This window comes from Streptomyces sp. NPDC004111 (genome assembly GCF_042874215.1).
Classification (GTDB): Bacteria; Actinomycetota; Actinomycetes; order Streptomycetales; family Streptomycetaceae; genus Streptomyces.
The window spans coordinates 387,386-404,910 of the sequence record NZ_JBIAMU010000003.1; the positions used below are offsets into that span (position 1 = coordinate 387,386).

Below are 17,525 nucleotides of genomic sequence, written 5' to 3' on the forward strand. Positions count from 1 at the left end.
GGAGAGTGACTTCGGGGCTATCACTACTGGTCATGGCCAAGAACGCACGAAGAACCCGACACTTGGTGGCCTGCACGGTCGCCACCGTCGCGGTCGCCGGAACGCTGAGCGCGATACCCGGCGCCACGACGGCGACCGCGAAGTCCCCCGACCCGAACCAGCGGGTCATCGTCGAACTGTCCGGGCAAGCCGCCGTCGCCGCCGCACCTGGCGGTTCGCTCACGTCCCGGGCGGCCGGCACCGTCTCCGCCGTCGGCGACGCCCGACGGGCCCTGGCGGCACGGCAGGACGCCTTCGTCGGGACCGTGCGGGAAGCCGGACTGCACCCCTCCGCTCCCCGCAAACTGGGCCTGCTCGTCAACGCGGTGGCGATGACGGTGCCCGCCTCGGAGACGGCGCGGCTGGCCGCGCTGCCGGGGGTGGCCGCCGTCCGGCCCGACACCCGGATCCAGGTGCGCACGGACACCAGCGTGCCGCTGACCGGCGCGCCCGAGGTCTGGAAGCGCGAGGACCCGTCGGGGGCGAAGGCCACCGGCAAGGGCACCGTCGTGGCGGTTCTGGACAGCGGCGTGGACTACGGACACCCCGACCTGGGCGGCGGTTTCGGCAAGGGCCACAAGGTCGTCGGCGGCTTCGACTTCGCCAACGGCGACGGCGACCCGATGGACGACAACGGTCACGGCACCCACGTCGCGGGCATCGTCGCGGGCAAGGCGGCCAAGGCGGGCGGAGTCACCGGCATGGCGCCCGACGCGCGGCTGCTGGCCTACAAGGTGACCGGCGCCGACGGCAGCGGCTACACCTCCGACATCGTTGCCGGCATCGAGGCGGCGGCCGACCCGGCCAACCCCTACCGGGCCGACGTCATCAACATGAGCCTGGGCGGCCCCGGTGACGGCACCGACCCGCTGGGCCGCGCGGCGACCGCCGCCGTACGGGCCGGGGTCGTCGTCGTCGCGGCGGCGGGCAACGACGGGCCGGGCAGCGGCACCGTCAACACCCCGGCGTCGGCGGACGGCGTCATCGCGGTCGGCGCCTCCACCAGCGGGGTGCGGATGCCCAGCGCGTACCTGGCGGGCCGCAAGCCCGAACTGATCCAGACGTACCGCGGCATTCTTTCCGCGAACCCGCCCCAGCAGCCGGTCACCGCCCCGCTCGTGGACGTCGGCGCGGGCACCGCCGAGGACTGGAAGCGGGTCGGCGACGTACGGGGCAAGATCCTGCGGGCCGACATCCTCGTCGCGCCCAGCACCGACGTGCTGAGCCAGGACGACATCGACTGGGCGCGCGAGGCGGAGAAGCGCGGCGCGCTCGCCGTGCTCGGCGGACTGCCGTCCAACAGCGGCCCGGTGCTCGCCGGCACCCCGGGGACTGCGGAGGTCCCGGCGTCCCCCGCCCGGCCCGACCTCTCCCGTACCGCCGCCTCCGGCGACTCGCTGCGGATGGACCGCCTCGTCGTCATGGGCATCGACACCACGCAGTACGCCCAGCTGAGCCGGGAGCTGGCCGCCGGGAAGGTGTCCGTCACCCTGCGCGGCACCGACTCCACCGACGAGATCGCCTCGTTCTCCTCGCGCGGCCCCGGCACCGGCTTCGGCCTCAAGCCCGACCTGGTCGCGCCCGGCGTGGAGATCCGCTCGGCGATCCCCTCCTCGATGTACGCACCCGGCGTCTACCGCATGTCGGGCACCTCGATGGCGAGCCCGCACGTCGCCGGGGCCGCCGCCCTGCTGCGCCAACTGCGCCCCGAGCAGGCCCCCGACGCCATCAGGTCCGCGCTGGTCGGCAGCGCGAAGCCGCTCACCGGCACCGGGCCCACCGTGCAGGGCAACGGACGGCTCGACGTGGCCGCCGCCGCGTCCGCCGTCCTCGGCGCCTCCCCGGCGAGCGTGTCGTTCGGCCTCGCCGACCTGACGAACCGGACCGTCGGCGGGACCGCGAAGGTCCGCCTGACCAACCCCGGCAAGAAGCCGCTGACCACCACCCTCAGCAGTTCCGGCCCGACGACCGTGTTCCCGTCCCGGGTCACCGTCCCCGCCCAGGGGTCCACGACCGTCACCGTCACGCTGCGCGCCGGCCGCCCTGCCACCGACACGGAGATCAGCGGCCGGATCACGGCGACTCCCTCGCGCGGCCCGGCCCTGCGGGTACCGTACCTGCTCGTCGTCCGGCACCTGGTCGTCCAGGCGTCCCCCGACCCGAGCGACGGCCGCTCCACCGTGCACGTCGCGTCCCCGGCCGCCCTCGACGCACCGCCGCAGATCACCGTCACCCCGCCGCACGGCAGGCCCTTCACCCTTCCCACCACCATGAACGGCGCCGGCTACTACCAGGCCGACGTGACGGGGAAGGCCGCCGGCGCCTACCGGCTGGCGGTGCGCGCCACCACCACCGACGGGCGGCGGATCACCGGAAGCGGTGCCTTCGAGGTCACCCCCGAAGGCAGCCGGGGCGACCGCTGGGAGCCCATCGGCCCCAACAGCGAGGCCGGCCACGTCGCGCTCTCGCCCGCCCGGCCGGGGCAGGCCGTGGTGACCCAGTTCGGCAAGGCCGCGCCCTGGCTGACCACCGACGGCGGCGCCAACTGGCGCCAAGTGGGCCGCCTTCCCGTCGCCGACGGCAACGGCACCGGAGCGGTCGTGGTCGACAGCCGCCGCCCCGACCGCTGGTGGTACGCGGTGAACACGGCGGGCGACCCGACCCGCCGGGGCGCGATCCTGCGCACCGACGACAACGGCCGCACCTGGCGCAAGCTCGACGTCCCCGACGCGCGCATCGACAAGCTCGTCGCGGACGAGCAGACCCGTACCCTCGCCGCCGTGGTCAACGGCTCGCTGATGGTCAGCACGGACGCGGGCGACAGCTGGGCCTCGTACCCCACCGGCGTGACCGGTTCCGTCCGCGACGCGACCCTCGTCGGCAACACCCTGTACCTGGCGACCTTCGACAGCGTCTGGCGGATCGACGGCGTCGGCAAGGGCGACCCCGGTGCGGCGCACCTCGTCCTCGACGAGCCGGTGGAGGGCATCTACGGCATGGCCGCCGACGCCACCGTGGTGACGGCCTACGTGCCCGGCACGGGCGTCCGCGGCTCGTACGACCAGGGCCGCACCTGGTCCACCCTGCTGCCCCTCAAGGAAGGCGGCAACGGACTGTCCGCCTCCGGCGGCGACCTGTACCTGCGGGTGCTGTTCGGCGCCGGACAGGTGAGCCGGGACCACGGCCGGACCTGGCAGCCCGCGCCCGCCCCCTCCAAGATGGCCATCGCCATGGACTACGACCGCTGGGCCGACGGCTCGGTGACCGTCTCCAGCGAGCAGGACGGCCTGTACCGCGGTTCGGCCGACGGCACGGGGTACCGGAGGATCGGCGTCCAGGGCCTGACCCCGCTCGCCCTCGCGGCCAGCGGCGACCAGTTGCTCGCCGGAACGGTGAGCGGCACCTACCGCACCGCGATCCCGGTCGCGGGCCCCGAGTGGGGGCAGTCCGGGTCCGAGGGCAGGACCGGCCGCCTCACCTCGCACATCGCCGTCTCGGCCAAGGACACCAGGGTGGTGTGGCAGATCCGGCGCACCGCGACCGGCCTCTTCGAGGTCTCCCGCAGCGGTGACGCGGGCCGGACCTGGCAGAAGAAGGGCACCTCCTCGGAGGTCCCGACCTCGATGCTGGTCCACCCCGCCGACCCGGACCGGGTGTCGGTCAGCTTCAAGAGCCTGTTCGGCCAGGGCCTGTTCACCACTCTGGACGGCGGCAGGACCTGGAAGAACCTCTTCCACGAGCGGACCTTCGACGCGATGGCCGGTGACCCGCGCGACCCGCGGCGCCTCTGGCTGGGCAACTCCTCGGGCCTCTACCGCTCGGACGACGGCGGCGTCACCAAGACCAAGGTGGCCGACGGCCCCGTCACCTCCCTCACGGTCGACGGCCGGCGTCTGATCGTCGGCGGCTCGTCCATCCGCGTCAGCACCGACGACGGCAGGAGCTTCCGCACCGCGGACACCGGCCCGCTCGCGATCCACGTCTCGGACCTGCTCCGGGTGCGCGGAGCGCTCTACGCGGCCACGACCGGCTCGAAGGAGTCCGGCCTCGTCCAGGGCGGCCGGGGCGTACTGCGCAGCACCGACAACGGTCTGACGTGGGAGAACGTTTCGAGCGGCCTGCAGAACACCAACAGCACCAAACTGGCGGCCTCCGCCGACGGCCGCACGCTGTACGTCGGCACGGTCGACGGCGGCGTTCACCGCCTGAAACTGCGCCACTGAGGCACTTGGGGCACTAGGGGCAGGTGTGTCCGTCCGCGCAGTACCGGACGGACACACCTGTCGGGTCGACCGGGGCGTCCTGGCCAGGTCGGCGCTCGGGGATACTGCTGTGATGCTGTTGACGTGGATCGCCGAGGTGGCGGACGAGCCCCTGGTACTGGATCCGGCCGACCGTCGATCGGAGTGGGAGACCAACACCTGGCTCCTGGGCGCGGAGCAGGAGGCCCGAAGGTCGTGCCCTTCAACAACCCCTACGTGATCACCGACGACCTCGGCCCCGTCGTCGGGGAGTTCCTGACCGACAGCGAGCCCGGCGCCATGAGTTGGCCGGACCTGGAAACCGCGAACGACGACGCGGAGGAGCCCCCTACCGCCCCGGAGGCAGCACCCCTGCGGGTCTGGGCCACGCACGTGGGCGCAGGACCGGGATGACCGATTCCGTCGCGTCCCCGGGTTACCGCGAACCGTCGCCCGAAGCGTTCCGCTCCAGCCAGCCCACAACGTGCTCCACATAGCTGTCGGCGTTCGCCAGGGATTTGCCGTCGAGGACCGCGACCAGGTGTTCGACCCCGAAGAGGCGGTCCCACACGCGGGCCCGACGGTACGTCTCCGTGTCCACGGCACGGCGTACGGTGTCCCAGCCGTGCCACGCCATGAGGGCGGCGTCCACCGCGGGGTCGAAGGCCTGGGCCAGGTCCCAGTCGAGGACGCCGACCAGTTCGCCGTCCTCGTTCCAGTGCACGTTCTGGGCGCCCAGGTCTCCGTGCACGAGCGCCTCCGGTACCGGGTCCAGGGCCAGCGCCGCGTCGAGGCGGCGGCGTCCCTCGGTACGCCACTCGGCCGGCAGCCGCGGCAGGACCTCCTCCGTCAGCACCGTGGCCCAGCCGGGCTCGGTCCGCTCGTCGGGGCGGTTGTCCTCGCGCGGTGCGACGAGCAGGGCGCGCAGTTCCTCGCCGAGCGGGAATTCTCGCAGGGTGCGCAGGAGTTGGCCGATGGCCGCCGGGTCGCCCTGCCCGGGAGGGAGTCCGGTGCCGTCGATCCAGGACACGGCGACGGCGGTTTGCTCACCGAACCGGGTCACCTCCGTGAGCGGCTCGGGTACCGCGAACGGCAGGCCGGCGGCGGCGACGACCCGCAGCAGTTCCGTCCGGCGCGGCATCGCACGGGCCGCGTGGGGCCGTCGGCTGACCCGCACCGCCGCGACACCGGGGACGAGAACCGTCCGGTGCACATTGCCGTGCTCGGCGAGCCGGGCCGCGTCGAGGGACGTTCCGGGCAGGAGCGCGTCCGCGATCTCCAGCAGATCGGCAGGCACCGTGGCGTTCACCGAGTTCACCGCTTTTCCTTTCGCTCCGGCCCGCGGGAAGCGGGCGCTTTCGTCCTGTCGCGCAGCTCAGAACTCTATGCCGGGTCCGGCGCCGGCCCCGTCCAGGAGGCCGGGGGCTGTACTCCGGTGACGGGAAACCGCGGCGCCACGACATGACCCCCCGGGCGGCCCCGGAACTTCGCCGGCGGTTCACCGGCGGGTGGTGACGTGTGCCGTGCCGTCACCAGCCCCGCCCGCGCCGCCCGGCGCACCAAGGAGTACCGCGATGTACAGACCCACCAGCCGTCATCTGAAGGTCGCCACCGCCATGGTCGCCGCGACCGCGGCCGCACTCGCCGTCACGTCCTCGGTCAGCGCGTCCGACACCAAGGAGCAGGCCCAGCGGTCCGTCAAGGGCGGGAAGGCGAAGAACGTCATCCTGCTGATCGGGGACGGCATGGGCGACTCCGAGATCACCCTCGCCCGTGACTACACCGTGGGCGCCGCGGGCCGCCTGAACATGGACAGGTTCCCGCTCACCGGCGCGTACACGACGTACGCCGTGCACAAGGACGGCACGCCGGACTACGTCACCGACTCGGCGGCCAGCGGCACCGGCTGGGCCACCGGCGTGAAGACGGTCAACGGCCGCATCTCCAAGACGCCCGGCACCGACAAGGCCGTGCGGACCATCCTGGAGCTCGCGCAGAAGGGCGGGTACGCCACCGGCAGCGTCACCACCGCCGAGCTGACCGACGCCACCCCCGCCGTGCTCGCCTCGCACGTCACCGACCGCTCCTGCCAGGGCCCGGCCGACATGGCCTCCTGCCCCGCCGACACGATCGCCAAGGGCGGCCCCGGCTCCATCGCCGAGCAGAGCGTCAACCACAAGGTCGACGTGCTCCTCGGCGGCGGCAAGCAGCGCTTCGACCAGAAGGTCACCGACGGTACGTACAAGGGCCTGACGGTCAGCGAGCAGGCGCGGAAGCTCGGGTACCAGGTCGTCACCGACGACGCCTCCCTCAAGGCCGCCAAGGCGGGGCAGCCCGTGCTCGGCCTGTTCGCGCCGGGCAACGTGCCCACCGAGTGGACGGGCAGGGCGGCTGCGGTCGGCGGCACGGACCCGCAGCGCTGCGTCACCTCCAACCCCAAGCGCCCCGCCACCACCCCGAGCCTCGCGGACTCGGCGACCAGGGCGATCCAGCTCCTGGAGGCCAAGCAGCGCTCCCGCCACACCGACAAGGGCTTCTTCCTGCAGATCGAGGGCGCCTCGATCGACAAGCAGGACCACGCCGCCGACCCGTGCGGCCAGATCGGCGAGACCGCGGCGTTCGACCGCGCGGTGAAGGTGGCGCGCGACTACGCGGCCAAGCACCCCGACACCCTCGTCGTGACCACCGCCGACCACGGCCACACCAGCCAGATCGTCCCGCTGGAGGCCACCCCGCCCGGCCTGACCTCGACGCTGGTCACCGACGAGGGCCAGCAGCTCAAGGTGAACTACTCGACCAACACCCCGGGCAAGTCCCAGGAGCACACCGGCGTCCAGGTGCGCATCGCGGCGCAGGGCCCGCAGGCGTACCGCGTACTGGGCGTCACCAACCAGACGGACCTGTTCGGCACGGTCCGCGAGGCGCTGCACCTGCGCTGAGCCGACGCGGAACGGCGACGGTGCCAGGTCCCCCTTGGTGGGGGGCCTGGCACCGTGGGTTCCTCACGCACACCTTCCTCACGCACACCTTTTGTACGGACACCTCTTGTGCGGACTTGTAGGTACACCCTCCGCACCCACCCCGGCGCGCACCCCCGGCGCGCGCCCCCGCCGAGCACCCCACCCGTGGGACCGTTCCGGATCCGCCATTCCGATTCAGCCCTGTTCCTCGCCGCCGACCGCGGCCTCGTACGCGAGCAACGTGTCGACGAACAGGCGCCGTTGCTCCTGCGTCAGAGGCGCCAGCGCCTTGCGCCAGGCGGCAGCTCCCGGGGCGAGCCAGGCGGTGATCGACGGTTTCTGGTCGGGCGCGATGCGGATGATCCGCCGCCGCCGGTCCGCCTCGTCCGCCCGCCGCTCCAGGATTCCCTTCCGGCTCAGGTCGCCGACCAGCAGGCTCACCGTCGTCGGTGCGACCTGCAGCTTGGCCGCGAGTTCGTTCACGGTCATCGGCCCGTCGAAGAGCAGGTAGGACAGCAGCGAGAGATGGCGCGGCGCCAGCGCGAAGGACCGCAGTGCCTCGGGCACCGGGATCTTCTTGACGCGGCCCACCATCCGGGGCATGAGCAGCAGCAGGTCCCGGACGGCGTCGTCGACCGTGCCCGCGCCCTTCCCGTCGTCCGCCGCGGAACCCGCGCTGAGCCTTGACATCGCACCCCTCTCTCCATACCTTTGCCATCAAAGCTATTTACCTTTGCTAGCAAAGCAAGCTTCCGTCCATCCTACGTACCGGCCTGAACGGAGTTGCCACCATGCCGCACTTCACCGTGCACATCCGCGAGGAAGCCCTCGACGGGACAGTGGAACCGAAACTGATCAGCGCCCTCGCCGACGCGGTCGGTGCCGTCTACGGCGAGCGGTTCCGCAGCCTCGTCGGGGTCGACCTGATCGGCATCCCGCAGCACCGCCGGGGCGTCGGCGGAGTCACCGTCGACCACGACGCTCCTCTCGTCACCCTCAGCATGCGCGAGGCCGCGTACCACCTGCCCGAGGTTCCGGACGCTCCCGCCCACTTGGTGGCCACGACCACCGAGGCGCTGGTCGGCGTGCTCGGCGAAGGCGTCCGCGAGCAGGTCGTCGTGACCGTGGCCGGCGTCCCCGACGGCCGCACCGGGGTCGCCGGCATGGTGGCCTGACGCACGCGGGGCAGTCCGGGCCCGCCCCCGTTCGCGCGGCGGCGGGCCCGGACTGCCCCGCCCCCACCGGGTCAGCCGCGAACGGTGCGCAGCTTGTTCCATGTGTTGGGTCCGGCGATCCCGTCCGCCGCGAGCCCGTGGGTCCGCTGGTAGGTGCGCAGGGCGTTGTAGGTGGCGGTGCCGAAGTCGCCGTCGATGCCGGTGGAGCCGACCGAGATGCCCCGCCAGACGAGGTGCGCCTGCAGTTCCTTGACGCTCGGGCCGTTGTCGCCCTTCGACAGATAGGTGTCGTACGGGGAGTACCCGCAGTAGTAGCCGACGGTGCTCACCCCCCGGCACGACACCTTCAGCACGGCCGCGTCCGGCGTCGCAGCCGACGCGGCCCCGCCGGTCAGCGGAAGCATCAGCGCGGTGACTCCCACGAGCGTGGCCAGAGCCCTCTTCACATTCATCCGTGTGCCCTCCTGCGTGTGAACCCGGTCGGGACGTACGAAACGTGAACAGCCCACACGGTAAACACAGTTGGCCCGCACACCCTCAGGGCTGGCACTGATACCGGGCCGACGGGCACCACCGCGGCGGCCCGGACCCGTCGATTTCGGATACGCGGGCGATATGACCCGCCCCGTAGCCTTCCCGCATGCGTATGCCGATCGTCGAGGACGGGCCCTGTCCGGTGGGAGCGAGCACCTCCGACACCGCCGCCGGAGGTGGCCGTGGATAGGCGGCCCGGACTGAGTGTCCGGCTCAAACTCACCCTCAGCTACGCCGGATTCCTCCTGCTCGCCGGCGCCCTGCTAATCGTCGCCGTGGCCGTGTTCCTGCTCCAGCAGGGCTGGTGGCAGACCAACGAAGCGGGCGCCATCCGCGTGACCCCGGGCACCCTCTTCGTGCGCAATTTCGCCCCCACGGCAGCCGCGGTACTGGTGTTTCTGCTGGTGTTCGGCCTCCTGGGCGGGTGGGTCCTCGCCGGACGCATGCTCGCGCCGCTGGACCGCATCACCCACGCCACCCGCGAGGCGGCGGCCGGATCGCTGGCGTACCGGATCCGGCTGCCGGGCCGCAAGGACGAGTTCCGCGAACTCGCCGACGCCTTCGACACGATGCTCGCGCAGCTCGAAGCGCACGTCGCGGAACAGCAGAGGTTCGCCGCGAACGCCTCGCACGAGCTGCGGACCCCGCTGGCGATCTCCAAGACGCTCATCGACGTCGCCCGCGCCGATCCGCACCACGACACCGGCGAACTCGTGGACCGCCTGCACACCGTCAACACCCGGGCCATCGCCCTGACCGAGGCGCTGCTGCTGCTCAGCCGCGCCAATCAGCGGTCCTTCGGCCGGGAGCCCGTCGATCTGTCGCTCGTCGCGGAGGAAGCCGCCGAGACGCTGCACCCGTTCGCGGAGCGGCACGGTGTGTCCCTGGAGACCCGTGGGGACATCGCCTTCGCGAGCGGCTCGCCCGCGCTGCTGCTGCAACTCACCACGAACCTCGTGCACAACGCGATCGTCCACAACGTGCCGCATCGGGGAACCGTCCTGGTCCACACCGGCGTCCGCCCCCGGAGCGTGGTGCTCACCGTCGAGAACACCGGCGAGCAGCTCAGCCCCCAGCTGGTCGCGACCCTCACCGAACCCTTCCAGCGCGGCACCGAACGCGTCCACACCGACCAGGCGGGCGTCGGCCTGGGCCTGGCCATCGTCAGGACCATCGCCGAGGCGCACGACGGGACCCTCACGCTCGCCCCGCGGGCCGCCGGCGGTCTCCTCGTCACCGTGGAGCTGCCGGCGGCCCCGGACTCGGGCGGGCAGCGGCACGGCGGCCCGCCGCCTCAGCCCGCGACGCCGTCGAGCAGCCGGCTGTAGCGCAGGCGCAGGGCCCGCTCCGTACCGGCCGCCAGGGTGACCAGGGTGAGCGCGACGTTGCCCCAGACGGGCAGGTGGACCGGTGTGGTGAAGGTCCCGGTGCGTGCCGCCACCGCGGGTATCCCGGTGAGCCGTTCGGCGAGCTGTCCGGCGAGCACGGCCAGGGCGACGAGGAGGACGGTCAGCGAGAGGGTGCCGATGCCCCGGCTCAGCGCCGGGTGCGCGCGGTCGAAGCGGGCGCGGCGTCCCTCGGCGGAGTCCCGGTCCGGGACGAGGGGGCGCTCGGTGCCCTCGGCGGTGACGTAGTGGCAGCGGCGCAGGCCGAACTTGCTCAGCCGTACCTCGATGATGCCGCCCGGCACCGGGAAGGCCGCGGGGAGCCTGGAGCGGGCGTGGTGCCTGCCGTCCAGGTACAGGTCGGCCCTGGCCTGCGAGGACGTCTGGTCCTGCCCGCGCCTGACGTCCACCGTGTAGTCCGCCCGCCCGGTGCCTGAGGCGGCCGGCCGGAGGTGGAACAGGGACCGGTAGGGCAGCTGCCACCAGCGGAAGCGCTTGAGCGGCCGGCCGTCGCCGGGGGTGATCCGCCGGGCGGCCCGGCGGCTTCGCATCTCCTCGAACATCTCCCGCACCTCCGTCACACGCTCACTCGCCTGCCTGCTCACCCACGCGCTGGCTCACTTGCTCTTCTGCGCCGCGCACGCGAGGTCCCGCGCGGGACGTTCCCCGGTGAGGAGGAAGGTCGTCGCCGCCGTGTTGGCGCAGGTGTTGCGGCCGTACGGGTAGACGCCGTGGCCGCCCTGGTCGGCCGTGACCATCGTGGCGCGCCCGCCGAAGGCCCGCCGCAGCTCGCGGGCGCCGGCCAGCGGGGTGCCGGGGTCGCGCTCGTTCTGCACCATCAGTACGTTCGACGGGCCCCGGCCGGTGATCCGCACCGGCGGTTCGATCCGCTCCCGGGGCCAGAACGCGCAGGGGTTGATGCTCGCGGTGGAGCCGCCCAGCATCGGGTACTTCAACCGGTCGACGGCGACGTTGCGCTGGTACTGCCGGACCTTCCCCGGCCAGCGCGAGTCACCGCAGACCACGGCGAAGCGGGAGGCCAGGAGGTTCTCCGTGTCCGGGGTGAGCTGCGGGAGCGGCAGCTTCCCGCCCGTGTCGACCGCCTTCCAGAACTCGGCGAGCTTCGGCAGGGACGCGTCGGCATAGAGCTGTTCGAAGGTGTATCCGCGGAACCCGGTCCCGTTGAGGTCCTGCACCGGCTCGGCGTCCAGCCGCGCCGCGAGTTCGTCGTACTTGGCGGTGACCTGCCGCGGGGTGGAGCCCAGGCCGTACTCGGGGCGGGCGGCGACGAAAGCGGCGAAGTCGGGGAAGCGGTCCTCCATCCCCCGGGCGAGCAGCCGCATGGCCGTGACGTCGTAGCCGCCGGGGCCCATGTTGCTGTCGAGGACGATGCGGTCGCCGCGCCGGGGGAACATCGTCGTGTAGACCGCGCCGAGGTAACTGCCGTAGGAGGCGCCGAGGTACGACAGGTTGGACTCGCCGAGGGCCGCGCGGAGGCGGTCCATGTCGCGTGCGGTGTTGGCGGTGTTGGTGTGCGGCAGCATCCACGCGGTGCTCGCACTCGCGCACTGTGCGGCGATCGTCCGCGCGTGGCCGACCTCCCGTGTGACGTCGGCCGGGGTGTGCGCGTACGGCGGGAAGTTGCCGCGCCACTGCTGCTTCTCGGTCAGGTCGCAGGTCACCGGGGTGCTGCGGCCGACGCCGCGCGGGTCGAAGCCGATGATGTCGTAGGAGTCGCGTACTTCCTGCGGCAGCCCGGAGACGGCGAGTACGGCCGGGTAGACCAGGCCGGAGCCGCCCGGTCCGCCGGGGTTGGTCAGCAGGACGCCGCGTCGCTCGGACGGCTTGCGGCTGGCCAGCCGGGACACGGCGACCTCGATCTGCCTGCCGTCCGGATCGCGGTAGTCCAGCGGGACCCGGAGTGTCGAGCACCGCAGTCCGGGCGCGTCGGCCCCCTTGGGGCACGGGCCCCAGGCGAGGGGGCGCGGCGTCGGTGGGGTCGTGGTGGCTGCCGAGGACGCCGTCGCGGACAGCGCGGTCGCCGCCAACGTGGTGGCGGCGAGAGCGAGGGACAGACTCCTGCGCATGAGGTGACCTCCTGTGGGGGGCTTTACCGGCACGTGAACGAGTCTGTTCGCCGGGTGCGGCCCGCACATCGGCCTCGCGGACCGGCCGGGACCCGACCCGGGGCGAGGCACCGGTTAGACCTGGGTCGAAGGCGTATCCGCCCTGGGTCTGATCCACCGGTCCCGCGCGCTGGTCACAATGGCCGGGTGAACACGGACACAATGCCGAAGCTCGGAGTGGGGCAGCAGGCCTGGCGGTTGACGCTGGCCGTGGTCGTGAGCGTGCCCGTCTGGCTCTCGACGCTCGCGCTGGCCCGCAGCCGCAACGGCGACCCGGGCTCCTGGCTCCTCCTCGGTGATCCGGTGGTGGCCCTGGTCTGTCTGGTACTGCTGCTGTGGCGGCGGCGGTGGCCGCTCGCGGTAGCCCTGGCGGTCACGGTCGCCTCCACCGTGTCGGTCCTGGCGACCGGCGCCGCGCTGCTGGCGCTGTGCTCGGTCGCCACACGCCGCCGGCCGGTGGAGATCGGGATCGTCGTACTGGCCTACGTGACCGGGTCGCAGCTCGCCATCGGCGTGTTCCCGGTGGAGGACGCGGCCGAGGCGCTGTGGTGGGTGCGGATCACGGTGCCCGCGCTGACCGCGGGGATCGCGGTGGCCGCCGGGACGGCGGTCGGTGCGCGGCGGGTCGAGGTGCGGTCCCTGCGGGAGCGGGCGGAGAGCGCCGAGCGGGAGCAGAGCGCGCGGGCCGCGCAGGCGCGGGCCCAGGAGCGCAACCGGATCGCCCGCGAGATGCACGACGTCCTCGCGCACCGCATCTCCCTGGTCGCCATGCAGGCCGGGGTGCTCGACCACCGCGGCGACCTCTCGGCCGACGAGAACCGCGTCCTGGTCCGGGGCATCGCCGAGGGCTCCCACCAGGCGCTGGAGGAGCTGCGGGAGGTGCTCGGCGTGCTGCGTGGCGACCCCGGCCACCCGGAGCCGCCGCAGCCCTCCCTCGACCGGGTCCCCGATCTGGTGACGGACGCGCGCGCCTCGGGACTCGACGTGGTGCTCGCCGACACCGTGACCGGAACCCCGCCGGACGGGGTCGGGCGGACCTGCTACCGGATCGTCCAGGAAGCGCTGACCAACGCCGCCAAGCACGCGCCGGGCGCGGTCGTACGGGTCGCTCTCGACGGCGCCGCGGGCACCACCCTCGTCATCCGCGTCCGCAACGGTCCGGCCCCCCGGCGCATCCCGCCTCCCCCGTCCTCCGGCTTCGGCCTGCTGGGCCTCGGCGAACGGGTAGCCCTCGCCGACGGCGAACTCGACCACGGTGGGACGCCCGAGGGCGGGTACGTTCTCACCGCACGACTGCCCTGGCCCGACGGCCCGCCCACAGTCACGAAAAGAGCGTCCGAGTGGAAAGCCGACCCGACCCCGTGAAGGTCGTCATCGTCGACGACGAACAACTGGTGCGCATGGCCCTGCGGCTCGTCATCGACGGCGAACCCGATCTGACCGTCGTGGCGGAGGCCGCCGACGGCGACGCCGCGCTCACCGCGGTGGCGGAGCACCGGCCCGACGTGGTGCTGATGGACGTACGGATGCCGGGCCGGGACGGCCTGGACACGACCCGGGAGCTGCTGGCGCGGCCCGCGCCGCCGCGGGTGCTGATGCTGACCACCTTCGACTCCGGCGGTCTGGTGCTCGGGGCGCTGCGCGCCGGAGCGCTCGGCTTCGTCCTCAAGGACACCCCTCCCCCGCGCATCCTCGACGCGGTGCGGACCGTCGCGGAGGGCAACCCGGTGCTGTCCCCGGCGGTCACGGCGCGGGTGATCGCCGCGGCCACCGGCCCGGACTCCTCGCACGCCCGTGACCGCTCCCGCGAGGCCGCCCGGGAACGACTCTGTGTGCTCACCGAACGGGAGCGGGAGACGGCGCGGGCCATCGCGGACGGGCTGGGCAACCCGCAGATCGCCGAGCGGCTGCGCATCACCGTCGCGACGGTCAAGGCCCACACGGGCAGCCTGTTCGCCAAGCTGGACGTCGAGAACCGCGTACAGATCGCGCTGCTGGTCCGCGACGCGGAGGACTGAGCGCGGGGGCGGCCGAGTACGGGGGCGGCCGGGGGCGATCAGGCGGGGCGGCCGGGGCACGGACTGGTGGCGGGCGGTGTCCGGTCCGCTCCCCCGCCCTGCCTCGGCGACGGAAGCCGGGAGTCGTACCAGCCGAACTGGGGCCGTCCCCGCGGCGGATCCGCCGGCCGCCCGAGGAGCCGCAGGAGGCCGAGGACGCGGGTGCGCAGCGGGTCGGCGTCGGGCAGGCCCAGTTCCCGGGTGATCTCCAGTGCACGGGTCCAGGCCTCGTGGGCGGCGTCGGTGTGGGTGGCGACGCGGTGGGTCTCGCCGAGGCAGGCCAGTCCGGCGGCCTCGCTGTGCCGGTCGCCGGTCTGGTGGAACAGGGCGAGGGCCTGCCGGTAGTGGCCGACCGCCCGGTCGTACTGGCCGAGTCTGCGGCGGATGTACCCGAGGCTGTCCCAGATGTGGGCCTGGCCGTTGAGGTCGCACACCCGCTGGGCCAGGTCGAGGGCGCGGCGGCAGTGGTCCAGGGCCTGTTGGTGGTCGCCGAGCTGGGCGAGTATCCAGCCGATGTGGTTGAGGGCGGCGGACTGTCCGGCCGGGTCGCCCGCGGCCCGGTAGTGCTCCAGGCTGTGGTGGGCGTGTTCGAGTGCTTCCTGGCGTTGCCCCCGGGACTCGCACATCCGGGCCAGGTGCTGGTGGGTGCGGGCCTGTCCGGTGCGGTTGCCGAGCCCGCTGAACAGGTCGAGGGCGAGCAGGTAGTGGGTGTGGGCGTCCTCGGGGCGGTCCAGGCGGTCGTGGGCGAGGCCGAGGCCGCGGTGCGCGTCGGCCTGTCCGGCCGCGTCGCCCTGGCAGCGGGCGGCTTCGAGGGCGGTGGTCTGGACGGCGGCGAGCGTCTGCCAGTACCCCTGCCGGTCCAGGAACGTGGTGAGGGTCGAGGCGAGCCGCCAGGCGTGTGCCGCGAATCCGGCGGCGCGCGCCTGTTCCAGGGCGGCGACCAGCACCCGGTGTTCGGCGGTGAACCAGGCCAGGGACTCCTGGTGGTCGGCGGGCTCCTGGGGTGCGGCGCCGGGCCGGGCGGGCGGCAGGGCGATCGGGTTGGGCTGGGGGGTGAGCAGGGCGTCGGCGGTGCGGGCGGTGTGCAGGTAGTGGTCGAGCATCCGGTGGGTGGCCTCGCGCCGGTCCCGGTCCCGGTCCTGGGCGTGGGCCAGTTCGACGGCGTAGGCGCGCAGCAGGTCGTGGAAGGCGTGTCTGCCGGGGACGTGTTCGGTGAGCAGGTGGGCCCGGGTCAGTTCGGCGAGCACGGCGCGGGCGTGTCCCCGGGTGACGTGGGCGACGGCCCCGGCGGCGGGTGCGGCCACGTCGGGTCCGGGGTGCAGGCCGAGCAGCCGGAACATCCGGGCGGCGTCGGGGCCGAGCGCGCGGTACGACCAGGAGAACACCGCGCGCACCTGGGAGGCGGGGTCGCCGCCGTCCAGGGCGTCGAGGCGGCTGCCGTCGCGGCGGAGTTCCTCGGCGAGCAGGGCGAGCGGGAAGCGGGGCTGGGCGGCGGCTCGGGCGGCCACCACGGCGAGGGCCAGCGGCAGCCCGGCGCACCGGGCGACGATCTCCTCCACGGCGCCGGGTTCGGCCTCGACCCGGCGTACGCCGAGCCGGCCGGTGAGCAGGTCGCGGGCCTGGCCGGGGGTGAGCAGGTCGACGGCGAGGAGCTGGGCGCCCTCGGCCACGGCGAGGCTGGTGAGTCTGTTGCGGCTGGTGACGAGAGTGAGGGAGCCGGGGGCGCCGGGCAGCAGGGGGCGCACCTGGTCGGCGTCGCGGGCGTTGTCGAGGAGGATCAGCACGCGGCGGTCCGCCATCAGGCTGCGGAAGAGGCCGGTCTGCGCTTCGAGTCCGGCCGGGATGTGGGCCGGTGGCACCCCGAGTGCGCTGACGAAGCCGCGTACGGCCTCCTCGGGGCTGACCGCGGCGGCCTGCGGGTCGAAGCCGCGGAGGTTGACGTAGAGCTGCCCGTCGGGGAAGCGGTCGCGGACCCGGTGGGCCCAGTGCACGGCGAGTGCGGTCTTGCCGACCCCGGCGGTGCCCTCCACCGCCGAGATGACGACCGAGGTCGGGGCGGGGGCGCGCCCGCCGCCGTTGAGCAGGTGGTCGAGGCGGGAGATTTCGAGGTCGCGACCGGTGAACGCGGCTACGGAGAGGGGGAGTTGGGCCGGTGGTGCGGGCGGCCGGGCGGCGGGCTGCGGCGAGGACGCGGAGGGCTGGGCGGTGTTCCGCGGTGGGGGCGGGGTGTCCTGGCGGAGGATGGCGGCCTGGATCTCGCGGAGGGCGGGCGCCGGGTCGATGCCCAGCTCTCCGCGTAATCGGCGCCGCATGCACTGGTAGTGGTCCAGTGCTTCGGCGGGGCGCCCGCAGCGGTGCAGGGCGGTCATCATCTGCCCGGCGAGCCGTTCGTCCAGCGGGTGGGCGGCTGCCCTGGCCGCCAGTTGGGGCAGCAGCGCCGTGTGGAGTCCGAGCCGCAGCCTGATGTCGTCCAGGTCGAGCTGGGAGGCGAAGCGCTCCTGCTCCAGGGTGTCGCGCAGCGCGTTGACCCACGGGGTGTCGAGGGCGGCGAAGGCCTCCGCGCGCCACAGCCGCAGGGCCTGTTCGTACAGGGCGACCGCGCGCCGGTCGTCCTCGGCGGCGCGGGCCCGGACGAGCAGACCGCGGAAGAGGTGCAGGTCCACGGTGGCGGTGTCGGCCGCGGTGAGGACGTAGCCGCCGCTGCCGCGGCCGATGCCCGCCTCGCTGGTGCAGGCCAGGGCCTGGCGGAGCCGGGAGACGTATCCGTGCAGGGTGGCGCGGGCCTGCCGGGGCAGCCGGTCGCCCCAGACCCGCTCGGCCAGCCGGTCGATGGTCACCGGCTGGTTGACGTCGACGAGGAGTGCGGCGAGGACACCGCGCTGCCGGGCGTGGCCCAGTGGGGCGGGCCGTCCGTCGACGCGCGCCTCGATGCTGCCCAGCAGACCGAATTCGACTGTCATCCTGACCGCTCTCCCCCCGGGAGCCTGCGGACGCCGCCCTTCCGTGGT

13 protein-coding genes are annotated in these 17,525 nt (G+C 73.5%); 7 read left to right on the forward strand and 6 right to left on the reverse strand.

Annotated elements, in window-relative coordinates:
• Positions 1-32 precede the first annotated feature (32 nt).
• Both ACFYVL_RS08640 and ACFYVL_RS08645 read left to right on the forward strand, forming a co-directional pair.
• Positions 33-4,262, forward strand: coding sequence for a S8 family serine peptidase (locus tag ACFYVL_RS08640; protein WP_389242168.1), 4,230 nt, complete (start codon positions 33-35; stop codon positions 4,260-4,262).
• A gap of 234 nt (positions 4,263-4,496) precedes the next feature.
• Positions 4,497-4,694: a hypothetical protein gene (locus ACFYVL_RS08645; protein ID WP_389242170.1), complete on the forward strand. Its 198-nt coding sequence runs from the start codon at positions 4,497-4,499 to the stop codon at positions 4,692-4,694.
• A 22-nt stretch (positions 4,695-4,716) separates the two neighbouring features.
• Here the strand turns inward: ACFYVL_RS08645 and ACFYVL_RS08650 are convergent, their stop codons facing one another.
• Positions 4,717-5,598, reverse strand: a complete 882-nt coding sequence (locus ACFYVL_RS08650; RefSeq protein WP_389242172.1) for an aminoglycoside phosphotransferase family protein — start codon at positions 5,596-5,598, stop codon at positions 4,717-4,719.
• A 256-nt stretch (positions 5,599-5,854) separates the two neighbouring features.
• On the opposite strand from ACFYVL_RS08650, the gene ACFYVL_RS08655 reads away from it, so the two are divergent.
• On the forward strand, positions 5,855-7,219 hold the full coding sequence (locus ACFYVL_RS08655) for an alkaline phosphatase (protein WP_389242174.1): 1,365 nt from the start codon (positions 5,855-5,857) through the stop codon (positions 7,217-7,219).
• A 216-nt stretch (positions 7,220-7,435) separates the two neighbouring features.
• Here ACFYVL_RS08655 and ACFYVL_RS08660 read toward each other — a convergent pair whose 3' ends face one another.
• The gene (locus ACFYVL_RS08660; RefSeq protein ID WP_389242176.1) at positions 7,436-7,930 is read right to left on the reverse strand and encodes a MarR family transcriptional regulator; all 495 of its coding nucleotides are present in this window, start codon (positions 7,928-7,930) and stop codon (positions 7,436-7,438) included.
• A gap of 101 nt (positions 7,931-8,031) precedes the next feature.
• Here ACFYVL_RS08660 and ACFYVL_RS08665 point away from each other — a divergent pair, with 101 nt between their 5' ends.
• Entirely contained in the window at positions 8,032-8,415 is a 384-nt protein-coding gene (locus ACFYVL_RS08665) for a hypothetical protein (protein ID WP_389242178.1), read from the forward strand.
• 71 nt (positions 8,416-8,486) lie between these two features.
• Here the strand turns inward: ACFYVL_RS08665 and ACFYVL_RS08670 are convergent, their stop codons facing one another.
• On the reverse strand, positions 8,487-8,867 hold the full coding sequence (locus ACFYVL_RS08670) for a peptidoglycan-binding protein (RefSeq protein WP_389242180.1): 381 nt from the start codon (positions 8,865-8,867) through the stop codon (positions 8,487-8,489).
• A 264-nt stretch (positions 8,868-9,131) separates the two neighbouring features.
• Between ACFYVL_RS08670 and ACFYVL_RS08675 the strand changes: the two genes are divergently transcribed.
• Complete coding sequence (locus ACFYVL_RS08675) at positions 9,132-10,277, forward strand: sensor histidine kinase (RefSeq protein WP_389242182.1); 1,146 nt, start codon at positions 9,132-9,134, stop codon at positions 10,275-10,277.
• Here ACFYVL_RS08675 and ACFYVL_RS08680 read toward each other — a convergent pair.
• A complete protein-coding gene (locus ACFYVL_RS08680) occupies positions 10,244-10,897 on the reverse strand; it encodes a hypothetical protein (protein WP_389242184.1) in 654 nt (217 codons plus the stop codon). The genes ACFYVL_RS08675 and ACFYVL_RS08680 overlap by 34 nt on opposite strands.
• Positions 10,898-10,951: 54 nt before the next feature.
• Positions 10,952-12,421: an alpha/beta hydrolase gene (locus ACFYVL_RS08685; protein WP_389242186.1), complete on the reverse strand. Its 1,470-nt coding sequence runs from the start codon at positions 12,419-12,421 to the stop codon at positions 10,952-10,954.
• Between the two features lie 186 nt (positions 12,422-12,607).
• Here ACFYVL_RS08685 and ACFYVL_RS08690 point away from each other — a divergent pair, with 186 nt between their 5' ends.
• Both ACFYVL_RS08690 and ACFYVL_RS08695 read left to right on the forward strand, forming a co-directional pair.
• Entirely contained in the window at positions 12,608-13,825 is a 1,218-nt protein-coding gene (locus tag ACFYVL_RS08690) for a sensor histidine kinase (RefSeq protein ID WP_389242188.1), read from the forward strand.
• Positions 13,801-14,478 (forward strand): response regulator, encoded by a 678-nt coding sequence (locus ACFYVL_RS08695; RefSeq protein WP_389242190.1) that lies wholly within the window; start codon positions 13,801-13,803, stop codon positions 14,476-14,478. The genes ACFYVL_RS08690 and ACFYVL_RS08695 overlap by 25 nt, the downstream gene beginning before the upstream one ends.
• A gap of 38 nt (positions 14,479-14,516) precedes the next feature.
• Here the strand turns inward: ACFYVL_RS08695 and ACFYVL_RS08700 are convergent, their stop codons facing one another.
• Positions 14,517-17,477: a BTAD domain-containing putative transcriptional regulator gene (locus ACFYVL_RS08700; RefSeq protein WP_389242192.1), complete on the reverse strand. Its 2,961-nt coding sequence runs from the start codon at positions 17,475-17,477 to the stop codon at positions 14,517-14,519.
• Between the last annotated feature and the right edge of the window lie 48 nt (positions 17,478-17,525).

Coding starts and splice junctions, on each gene's coding strand:
- ACFYVL_RS08700 (WP_389242192.1), bottom strand. CDS start 17,477: ATGACAGTCGAATTCGGTCTGCTGGGCAGCATCGAGGCGCGCGTCGAC.
- ACFYVL_RS08670 (WP_389242180.1), bottom strand. CDS start 8,867: ATGAATGTGAAGAGGGCTCTGGCCACGCTCGTGGGAGTCACCGCGCTG.
- ACFYVL_RS08640 (WP_389242168.1), top strand. CDS start 33: ATGGCCAAGAACGCACGAAGAACCCGACACTTGGTGGCCTGCACGGTC.
- ACFYVL_RS08685 (WP_389242186.1), bottom strand. CDS start 12,421: ATGCGCAGGAGTCTGTCCCTCGCTCTCGCCGCCACCACGTTGGCGGCG.
- ACFYVL_RS08655 (WP_389242174.1), top strand. CDS start 5,855: ATGTACAGACCCACCAGCCGTCATCTGAAGGTCGCCACCGCCATGGTC.
- ACFYVL_RS08660 (WP_389242176.1), bottom strand. CDS start 7,930: ATGTCAAGGCTCAGCGCGGGTTCCGCGGCGGACGACGGGAAGGGCGCG.
- ACFYVL_RS08680 (WP_389242184.1), bottom strand. CDS start 10,897: ATGTTCGAGGAGATGCGAAGCCGCCGGGCCGCCCGGCGGATCACCCCC.
- ACFYVL_RS08665 (WP_389242178.1), top strand. CDS start 8,032: ATGCCGCACTTCACCGTGCACATCCGCGAGGAAGCCCTCGACGGGACA.